Source organism: Aeromonas caviae (assembly GCF_000819785.1).
GTDB classification, from domain to species: domain Bacteria; phylum Pseudomonadota; class Gammaproteobacteria; order Enterobacterales; family Aeromonadaceae; genus Aeromonas; species Aeromonas caviae.
In genome coordinates, this window is sequence record NZ_CDBK01000058.1 from 666 (window position 1) to 10,935 (window position 10,270).

Annotated in this window: 7 protein-coding genes and 1 pseudogene; all 8 read right to left on the bottom strand. The window is 63.4% G+C overall.

The features are described from left to right. A partial coding sequence (locus tag BN1120_RS21730; RefSeq protein ID WP_042015836.1) for a glucosamine kinase nucleotide-binding domain-containing protein occupies nucleotides 1-567 on the bottom strand: 567 nt, incomplete at its 3' end. A 104-nt stretch (nucleotides 568-671) separates the two neighbouring features. After that, nucleotides 672-2,419 (bottom strand): annotated as a pseudogene (locus tag BN1120_RS09445) (glycoside hydrolase family 9 protein). A gap of 107 nt (nucleotides 2,420-2,526) precedes the next feature. Beyond that, nucleotides 2,527-3,525: an ABC transporter ATP-binding protein gene (locus BN1120_RS09450; RefSeq protein ID WP_039040529.1), complete on the bottom strand. Its 999-nt coding sequence runs from the start codon at nucleotides 3,523-3,525 to the stop codon at nucleotides 2,527-2,529. A gap of 11 nt (nucleotides 3,526-3,536) precedes the next feature. Continuing rightward, nucleotides 3,537-4,559 (bottom strand): ABC transporter ATP-binding protein, encoded by a 1,023-nt coding sequence (locus tag BN1120_RS09455; protein WP_042015838.1) that lies wholly within the window; start codon nucleotides 4,557-4,559, stop codon nucleotides 3,537-3,539. Beyond that, entirely contained in the window at nucleotides 4,556-5,461 is a 906-nt protein-coding gene (locus tag BN1120_RS09460; RefSeq protein WP_010673904.1) for an ABC transporter permease, read from the bottom strand. Before BN1120_RS09460 ends, BN1120_RS09455 begins: the two co-directional genes overlap by 4 nt. Before the next feature lies 1 nt (nucleotide 5,462). Continuing rightward, nucleotides 5,463-6,446 (bottom strand): ABC transporter permease, encoded by a 984-nt coding sequence (locus tag BN1120_RS09465; protein WP_010673905.1) that lies wholly within the window; start codon nucleotides 6,444-6,446, stop codon nucleotides 5,463-5,465. 117 nt (nucleotides 6,447-6,563) lie between these two features. After that, entirely contained in the window at nucleotides 6,564-8,246 is a 1,683-nt protein-coding gene (locus BN1120_RS09470; RefSeq protein ID WP_010673906.1) for an ABC transporter substrate-binding protein, read from the bottom strand. 544 nt (nucleotides 8,247-8,790) lie between these two features. Then, nucleotides 8,791-10,119 carry a 30S ribosomal protein S12 methylthiotransferase RimO gene (gene rimO / locus BN1120_RS09475; protein ID WP_010673908.1) on the bottom strand — a complete coding sequence of 443 codons (1,329 nt, stop codon included), beginning with the start codon at nucleotides 10,117-10,119 and terminating at the stop codon, nucleotides 8,791-8,793. Between the last annotated feature and the right edge of the window lie 151 nt (nucleotides 10,120-10,270).

Below are 10,270 nucleotides of genomic sequence, written 5' to 3' on the forward strand. Positions count from 1 at the left end.
CTCGGCCTGATCCCGCTTGAAGTGATCCATCAGGCGCACCGCCAGGGTGCTGGGGGGCAGGATGCCGTCGTGGCAGAGCAGGGACTGCTGGATGGCGCGCAGCCCCAGCCAGGCGCCGCTGCCGAGATCCGAGACGGGGAAGCCGCGACCCGAGCAGGTGCGAAGACGTCCCTCCCGGTAGATGAGCCCCGCCGAGCCGGTGCCCGCGATCAGGATGGCCCCCTCCTGGCCGTCGAAGGCGCCGAGGCAGGCACCAAAGGCATCGGAGGTGAGCTTCACCCGCGCAAACGGGAAGGGCATGGTCAGCATGGCGTGGTAGCAGTCGGCGAGCTCGGCGGAGGCGAGTGCGAGCCCGACTCCCATCCGTTGTTCGCTCTCTCTGGGCAGACCCGCGTCGATGCGGGCCTGATCGATGGCAGCCAGCACATGACCGTGGGCGAGGGCGATGCCCAGCTCCAAATTGGAGCCGGCGGCGCGCCCCTCGCCGAGCAGCTTGCCTGCGTTGTTGCGAATGCGGGCCCGGGTGTGGGTGCCGCCGCCATCCACCCCGACCCAGAACTCAATCATGGGGGCCTCCCTGCGCGCTTTGCCAGGTGACGGCCAGGGTAAACCTGGCTGGCGGTATGGAGGATCCAGGGCTCTCCCCGGTGCCAGTGATGTGTGAACCGCTCTCAATCATGGTGGCCTCCTTGTGCGCTCTGCCAGGTGATGGCCAGGGCGAACCAGGCGGCGTGCGGGATCCATTGCTCCCCCCAGCGCCAGTTCTGATCCAGCCGATCCTTGTACGCCTCTGGAATAAAGGCCACGTCATTTTCGTCATCGAAGCCGGCGGTGATGCCGTTGCAGATCCCCCCCTGCGCATTGGGGTAGCCGGCGGTGTATTCCGGGTTGTTGATGCCCTGACCCGCCAGCATGCAGGCGTTGAAGGGGTTTCTCCCCAGGATCCAGTCGAGCTGCTGCTGGCCGAAGGTGCAGAGCAGTGCGCTCTGCCCGGGCAGGTGCTGTGCGGCAGCAAATGCCATGGTAGCGAGCGATGCCAGCCGGGCGTTCTCCCCCTGCCACCAGTAACCGGATTCGTTGTGGTGGGGCATGAAAAAGCTCACCCGGGGCGCCTCATCGACCCCTTTCACATACTGGCGGGCGAGGGCGAAGGGGTTGCCTGCCCGGGCCGCGAGAGCCAGCTCGGCTGCCAGGGCCTGCTCGGCGACGGTCCGGGCCGCCCACTGGCGCGCCGGATCCGGCTCGATGGCGCCGGATCCGGCTCGATGGCGAGATACTCCAGCAGCGCCAGTACCGGCAGGCCCGCCTCGGCGGCGTGGTAGTAGGGGCGAGAGCCATCGTCGTTGGCGGCCCAATAGTGGCCGAGATCGGGGTGGGCGCGCTGGCGGGCGCACAGCCGGCCGGCCCGATCCCGTGCCTCGGCGAGCCACTCGGGGCCCAATGTTTTGGTCAGCTCGACCGCCGCCAGCAGGGCGCAATAGTCGTCGATGATGTTCTCGACCCCGTCATCCAGGTAGGCGAGGTTGTGCTCGCGCAGGTGCTGGTAGCCGCGTCTGGCCGCTTCGGCGTACTGGCTTGTGTCAAGGTCGCCGCCGCTCGGTTCCCGGGCGGCGCGGGCCAGAGCGGCGATGGCCATGCCACCCCCCTGGCGAAAGCCCGCCTGCCAGTGGGCGGACTTGATCCCCTGCTGGGTCGCATAGGCGCACAGCTCCCGCTGCTCGGGATCCTTGCTCCACTTGTCGAACAGGGTCATGTAGAAAAAGCCGCGCTCGTCCTGCATCCGGCAGAGAAAATCTGCCCCGTGCAGCCCCTCGTCATTGAGCCGTTTACACAGGTTCATCCCGTGGATGTCGCGACGTGTCGCCAGGAGTTCCCGGCACTTGAGCAGGGACCAGACCACCATGGGGGTCTGCTGGGGATTGAGGTAGTTGGCGTAGGAGAGGTGACTCAGGTACTTGCTCATGTCGCCGCTGGCGTCGAACCAGCCGCCATGTACGTCCCGGCGCTGATCGGTGCCAAAGAGGCGTGCCCTGCGGTCCGCCCGGTCGAAGGTGCCGCTGGCGCGTTGCCCCTTGAAGTAGTGGATGACATCGGAGAGGCAGCGGCGCGCCAGCAGCCCCCGGCCGATGGCAAAGGGGGTGGAGCGCACCAGGCGCTCCTGCGCTCCCGTGGTCACGACGGCCTCCAGCCGGTAGTGGCCGGGCTCGGTGAAGGCGGAGAAATCGGCCCGCCAGTAGTGGCGCCCCTGCCAGCCGGGGACGCTCCCCGCCGCCACCAGCGGCGTCTCCAGCAAAAGGTGGTCGTCCTGCTGGCGCAGCAACCTGACGTGGCCGCGGATATCGAGGTCGGCGCCGCACTGCAGCAGGGCGCTCTTCTCCCCGTCACATTCGTAACCCACCTGGTTGATCAAAAGTTCCATCAAGGTCTTACTCCGAAGGCTCGCCCCTGGCGGGCGAGGCTCATTACGGGGCCTTGCGGCCCCGACGCGAGGCATGGCCGGGCGACGGCGCCCGGCCGTGGGCCTGCTTACCCCTGTTCGTGGAGGTAGCAGCGCACGAAGTGGTTGTCGGCGAGCCGGGTCACCGGGGGCAGGCTCTCCTTGCAGCGGGGCATGGCCTGATGGCAGCGCCCGGCAAAGGGACAGCCACGGGATTCCGGGGTCCAGAGCGGGATCTCCCCCTTGCGGCCTCCCTCCAGCTCGGCGTGGATGCTCTTCTCGGGATCCGGCACCGCCGAGATGAGCAACTGGGTGTAGGGGTGCTGGGGGTGGTGCAGGATCTCGTCCACCTCTCCCCACTCCACCATGTGACCCACGTACATCACCGCCAGATCTTCCGCCACGTAGCGGGCGGTGGCGATGTCGTGGGTGATGTAGAGCATGGAGACGCCGAGCTCGTTCTTCATCTGCTCCATCAGGTTGAGGATGCCGATGCGAATGGAGACGTCGAGCATGGAGGTGGGCTCGTCCGCCAGCACCACTTCCGCCTCCACCGCTAGGTTGCGGGCGATGTTGACCCGCTGGCGCTGGCCGCCGGAGAGCTGGTGCGGGTACTTGGCCGCGGTCGCCTTGGCGGGGGTCAGCCCCACCTTTTCAAGGAGGCCATAGACCATGTCGGGCAGATCCCGCTTGTCACTCACCTTGCTGTGCAGCAGCAGGGGGCGGGCAATGTGGTGGTAGATGGTGTGGGTCGGATTCAGTGAACCGAACGGATCCTGCCACACCATCTGCACGCTCTGGCGATAGTCCAGCAGGGCGGTGCCCTTGTTGAACTCCTCGAGGTCGCGGCCACGGTAGAGGATGCGGCCGTTGGAGAGCTTGTACATCTTGGCGATGATCTTGGCGATGGTGCTCTTGCCGGAGCCGGATTCCCCCACCACTGCCAGGGCGCGGCCCCGGTGCAGGTTGAAGGTGATGTCGGACAGCGCCCGCATCTTGCCGCTCTTGATGGCGTTGGAGTTGACGGCGAAGTCCTTGTAGAGGTGCTGGACCTCGATGATGGGCGCGTCGGTTTGGGCGATTTGCATGACAGACATCCTTAACAGCCAGCGGCCTTGTCCAGATGGATCGGAAGATCCGGTTGTTCCTCTGCTGCCTCATGAAGGTGACAGGCAGCCTGTTGGCCGGGCCGGATCTCGGCCAGCCGGGTGTATTCCTGGCGGCAGCGCTCATGCACCTTGGCGCAGCGTGCCTGGAAGCGGCAGCCCACCGGCACCTCCAGCAGATTGAGTGGGCTGCCAGGGATCCCCTCCAGCACGGTCTTGGGCCCGTGCAGGGGGGGGAAGGAGTTGCCAAGGCCCCGGGTGTAGGGGTGCAGGGGCGCGGTCAGGATCGCTTTGGCCGGCGCCACCTCCACCAGTTCCCCCGCGTACATGATGCCGATGCGATCGCAAAATTCGACCATCAAGGAGAGGTCATGGGTAATGAAGAGGATGGAGAAGTTGAACTTCTCTTTCAGTGCATAGACCTTCTGCAGGATCTCCCGCTGCACCACCACATCGAGCGCCGTGGTGGGTTCGTCCATGATGAGCAGCTCGGGGTTGAGGGCCATGGCGATGGCGATCACCAGCCGCTGGCGCATGCCGCCGGAGAACTGGTGCGGGTAGTCCTTGAGCCGGCTCGGGTGGATGTCGACGATCTCCAGCAGCTCCTGGGCGCGCTTGATCGCTTCATAGCGGGTCATGCCGGGGTTGTGGGCCAAGAGCACGTCGCAGAACTGCTCCTCCATGCGCAGCACGGGGTTGAGCGCATTCATGGCGGACTGGAACACCACGCTCGCCTGGCGCCAGCGGTAGCTGCGCAGTCGTTCGTCGTCGAAGCCGAGGATGTTCTCTCCCTTGAACAGGATCTCGCCGCCGCTGATGTAGGCGGGCGGCTTGTGCAGGCGCGCCACCGAGAAGGCGACAGTGGACTTGCCGCAGCCGGACTCGCCGGCGAGGCCGAACACCTCACCCGGCATGATGTCAAAACTGACCGAATTGACGGCGCGCACGTCGCCGCTCTCGGTGATGTAGTCGACGCAGAGCTGGCGCACCGACAGCAGGGGTTGTTGCGGCTTCATGCTGTCTTCTCCTGAGCTGTGATGGGAGTGGCAAGCTGCTTCCAGCGACGCAGGCCCTTGTGGGAACGAAGCTGCGGGTTGGCGATTTCGTCGATGGCGAAGTTGAGCATGGCGAGGCCCGCCCCCAGGGTGGCGATGGCAAAGCAGGGGGCCAGGATCTCCCACCAGGCGCCCACCAGGATGGCGCTTGAGGTCTGGGCGTTATAGAGCATGATGCCCCAGCTGACCACGGTCGGATCGCCCAAGCCCAGGAACTCCAGGGTCGCCTCGGTGACGATGGCGTAGATGATGGACCCGATGAAGCTCACCCCGATGATGGAGATGAGGTTCGGCAGTATCTCCACCAGGATGATGCGCCAGGCCGGTTCACCCAGCACCTCGGCGGCGATGACGAACTCCTTTTCCCGCAGGGCCAGGGTCTGGGCGCGGATGACCCGGGCGCCATAGGCCCAGGAGGTCAACCCTATGATGAGGGCGATGACCATGGGGGAGGCCTCTCCGATGAAGCTTGCCAGCACCAGCAACAGGGGGAGGTTCGGGATCACCAGCACCACGTTCATCAGGAAGGTGAGGCACTCGTCCACCACGCCGCCGAAGTAGCCGGCGGTGATGCCCACCGTGATGGCCAGGGCGCACACCAGCAGGCCTGCCCCGAAGCCCACCATCAGGGAGATGCGGGCGCCGTTGGTGAACTGGGCCCAGAGATCGTGGCCCATGCGGTTGGAACCCATCACCAGCTCCACGCTGGGGGGTTGGTGGGGGCGGGCGACCCGCTTGGTGGGTTCGTTGCTGGCGAGCAGCGGGGCGAACAGGGCCATCAGCACGAAGGTGACCACGATGGCGAGGCCGAAGGCAGCCTTCTTGTTGCCCAGCAATATCTTGAGAATGGTCGGCATACGCATCTTATTTGCCTCCTGTACGCAGACGGGGATCCAGGAAGACGTAGAGCACGTCCGCCAGGAAATTGAAGCTGAGCATGGTGATGGTCATGATGAGCAGTTGCCCCTGGATGAGGGGGTAGTCACGGGCCAGGATGCCCTGATAGAGGGTCAGTCCCAGGCCGGGGTAGTTGAAGATCACCTCGGTGATGAGGGATCCGCCGATGACGAAACCGAGCGCCATGGAGAGGGCGGTGACGCTGGGCAGCACGGCGTTGCGGGCGCCGTAGTTGAAGATCACCCGGTTGCTGGAGAGCCCCTTGGCCTTGGCCATGGTGATGTAGTCCTCGCCCAGGAGGTTGATCATGTTGTTGCGCATGGTGATGAGAAAGCCCCCTACCTGCACCGCGGCCAGGGTGCCCACCGGCATGATGGCGTGCAGCAGGATGCTCTTGATGTGTTCCCAGCCAAAATCGGCGGGGATCTCGGGGCTGTAGGCGTAGCCGATGGGCAGCCAGCCGAGGCTCACGCCGAACAGGAAGAGGGCGAGCAGGGAGACCACCACGGGGGGGATGGCCTGCATCACCAGGGTGAGCGGGGAGAGGATGCTGTCCATGCGTCCGCCCCGGTACCAGGCGGCGAAGATGCCGACGATGGAGCCGATGGAGAAGCTCAGAATGGTGGAGGTGCCCACCAGGAACAGGGTCCAGCCGATGGCGCGGCCGAGGACGTCGGCAACCGGTTGGGGGTAGTAGCGCACCGAGGTGCCGAGATCCCAGGTGAAGACGCTCTTCACATAGGTGAGAAACTGGGTGCCGATGGGGCCGTCCACGAAACCGAAGGTGGCTTTGAGGGCTTCCAGCGCGGCGGGTTCCATCATGGCGCCGGCCCGGGCAAACATGACGGAGACGGGGTCTCCCGGCATGGCTCTGGGTAGCAGGAAGTTGATGGTGGCGGCCACCAGGAAGGCGACCAGATAGAAGGAGAAGCGTCTAAGTATAAATCCCATGGTGATACCTTTTACTGCAAGCCTGCCCCGCGCCGGGCAAAGCTCCCCCAACCCCGGCAGGTGCGGGGGATGGAAGACATGGCGGGGAAGAGGGCCCCCCGCAGGGGGCCGGGGTGATTAGCTGTTTGGCTTGAGTGACAGCACGTGCAGCAGACGCTCCGGAGTGTCCGGGTGAACCTGCGGCTTGGCGACCGGGTTGTCGGCACTGAACCAGCCATTGAAGCGCTTGGTGCTGTATTCGTACCAGGTCGGGTTGTTGAACACCGGGATGATGGTCTGGTTGGCCCCGACACGCTCCTGGATGGCGAACATGATCTCCTTCTGCTTGGCCGCATCGGCGGTCTGGGTGAAGTCGTCGATCAGCTTGTCGAGCTCGGGATCCTTGTAGCGGGGCGCCGCGAAGCGGTTGCCGCGCTCACCCATGTTGCGGGAGTGGAAAGCGGTTTCGAAGTACTTGTGCGGGTTGGCACCGGCAAAGTAACCCTGCAGGGCGACGTCGAAGTCACCGGTGATCAGGGACTCGGTCCAGACGGTGGCTTCCGGGGTGGCGGTCTTGGCGTTCAGGCCCAGGGCCTGCAGGCCTTCGACCCCGATCTGGACGGTGTTGACCCAGTCGGTCCAGCCGTTCGGTACCAGCACCTTGAACTCGATCTTCTTGCAGCTCGGGGTGTCGAGGAACTTGTCGCCGTCACAGTCCTTGTAGCCCGCCTGTTTCAGCAGGGCCTTGGCCCCTTCCAGGTCGAACTTGTTGTACTTGCCGTACTTCTTCTCGACGTCCGGGTTATCCCAGGAGGCGAATGCCTTGCCAAGCCCTGACGGGTACTCGTTGACGGTGGGGTAGCCGTAGCCTGCGATGTCCACCATGGACTGGCGGTCCATGGCCATGGAGAAGGCGCGGCGGAAGTTGATGTCGTTGAAGGCTTCGTGGTTGCCCGGGTTCTTGCTCTGGAAGTTGACGTTGAACGCCACTGTGCCGGAGGCGGGGAACCAGTACTTGTTGTTCTTGGGATCGTTGCCGACGTAGAGGCGCTCGATGTCCGGCACGAAGGAGCCGAACCAGTCCACGTCACCCTTCATCACGGCGGCCAGTACCTGGTCGTTGGTGGCCATCTGCGGCATGCGCAGGCAGTCGATGGAGAGGCTGGCGTTGTCCCAGTAGTGCGGGTTGCGGCACTGGGTGTAGAGCTGGGCGGAGAAGTTGTCCACTTCGGTGAAGGGACCGGTCCCGACCGGCTTGTCGTTGGTGAAGGCCACCGGGTCTTTCACCGACTTCCACTGGTGCTCCGGCACGATGGGCACCAGCACCAGGTCGTTCACCACGTTGGTGTTGATCTCGGCCAGGTCGAATTTGACCTTGTGGTCACCCAGCTTCTCGACACCCTTGATCTGGGTCCAGATGGAGCGCTCGTCCAGCGCCTTGTTGGCCTTGACCAGGTTGAAGGAGAAGAGGATGTCGTCGGCGGTGAAGGCTTCACCATCGGACCACTTGACCCCTTCGCGCAGGTCGAAGGTGACGGATTTCAGATCATCGCTGAAGGCGTAGTGGGTAGCCAGACGATAGACGGGTTTGCCACCCTGCATATCGTTGAAGATCACCAGCGGCTCATAGATGAAGTGACGGGTGGTGTGGAGCAGACCCGCTTGCAGGAAGGGGTTGAAGTTCTTGACCCATGCGGTTTCCTGCTGGGCAACCAGGGTCAGCACCGTCTTGTTGTCGGCGGCCATGGCTGTGCCGGTGGCACCGGCAAGCAGAGTTCCCAGCATGACTGAGGTTGCGATTTTGGATACTTTGGCAAGCATATTTTTTCCTTTCTTATTGGTCTTCCATGGTTTTGGAATGGAGCACCGACATCGCATGCTTGGATACCGGCCCTCGCTGTTGGTCAGGTTTTGCACCCTTGTAGTTGTGTCGTCCAACGCCCTTAGAAAAGCAGAATTAACAGGAAAACAACAACTCTTCATTTCGTCGATATCGTAAAAATTGCACGGCGCACGTCATTATCGTCAAAATGCATTTTAAATCCTTTTAAATTATACAGTTGCATTAATTCTCACAAAGTAAAAAGTCACCTTGCCACTCCCTGTGGCAACGATAATGTGAGCTGGATCGTGCTCGTTTTTTCCCCGTTGACACGGCTTATTTTTGTGCAGGAAACAAGCGGCTCATGTGGCAGGAGAGAAGTGTGCGCTGGTTCACGGGCGCGTGCGAAAAGAGCAAGGGGAGGTGATCGGTGACGAGGGGCGGCACAGGGGATGACATGGGGGCATGCAAGAGCCTGAGGGGCGGCGGACATTAAAAAAGCCAGTCGGTGAGACCGACTGGCTTTGAGGGGGAGTGGCGTGATTATTCCACCAGGCTGGCCCAGAGGTCGTACTCGTCCGCTTCGTCGATGCGGACCTTGACCATGTCGCCGGGCTTGAGGCCGGTTTCACCGTTCAGGTAGACCAGGCCGTCGATCTCGGGGGCATCGGCGGCGGAGCGGCCGGTGGCACCCTCTTCGTCCACCTCGTCGATCAGCACCAGCATCTCTTTGCCCACTTTACGGGCCAGCTTGCGGATGGAGACCTGCTGTTGCAGCTCCATGAAGCGCTGGAAGCGTTCTTCCTGCACCTCGGCCGGCACCGGATCCGGCAGCTCGTTGGCCTTGGCCCCCTCGACCGGGCTGTATTTGAAGCAGCCAACCCTGTCCAGTTCCGCCTTGTCGATGAAGTCCAGCAGCATCTGGAACTCTTCCTCGGTCTCGCCGGGGAAGCCGACGATGAAGGTGGAGCGCAGGGTGATCTCGGGGCAGATCTCGCGCCACTTCTGGATCCGCTCCAGGGTGCGCTCGACGGAGCCGGGGCGCTTCATCAATTTGAGGATGCGCGGGCTGGCGTGCTGCAGCGGGATGTCGAGGTAGGGGAGGATCTTGCCGTCGCGCATCAGGGGGATGACGTCATCCACGTGGGGGTAGGGGTAGACGTAGTGCAGGCGCACCCACATGCCGAGCTTGGCCAGCTCTTCGCACAGGGCCACCATGCTGGTCTTGACCGGCATGCCGTCGTAGAAACCGGTGCGGTGCTTGACGTCCACGCCGTAGGCGGAGGTGTCCTGGGAGATCACCAGGATCTCCTTCACGCCAGCCTCTTTCAGGCGCTTGGCCTCGGCCAGTACCTCGCCGATGGGGCGGCTCACCAGATCCCCGCGCATGGAGGGAATGATGCAGAAGGTGCAGCGGTGGTTGCAGCCTTCGGAAATCTTGAGATAGGCGTAGTGGCGCGGGGTCAGCTTGACGCCCTGGGCCGGCACCAGGCTGGTGAAGGGGTTGTGGGTGGGTTTTTCCACGTATTTGTGGACGTGGCCCAGCACCTCTTCATAGGCGTGGGGACCGGTGATCTCGAGCACCTTGGGGTGGATCTCGCGGATCTGGTTCTCTTTGGCACCCAGACAGCCGGTGACGATCACCTTGCCGTTCTCGGCCAGGGCTTCACCGATGGCTTCCAGGGACTCCTGCACCGCGCTGTCGATGAAGCCGCAGGTGTTGACCACCACCAGCTCCGCATCGTCATAGCTGGGCACCACGTCGTACCCTTCGGTACGCAGCTGGGTCAGGATGCGTTCGGAATCGACCAGGTTTTTGGGGCAACCCAAGGAGACGAATCCTACTTTGGGGGCCTGTTTTGTGTTGGACATCGCTCAATCACTCTTAGGTGGCTCTTATTCAAGGGCGCGGATTTTACCGGAATGGCTAACCAAAAACTATACAGCCGACACGTCGGAAGCGAACAATCTCTTTGTCCGGGGACGCGGGGTGGGGCGGGCGTGACATGACCACGGGCAGGGA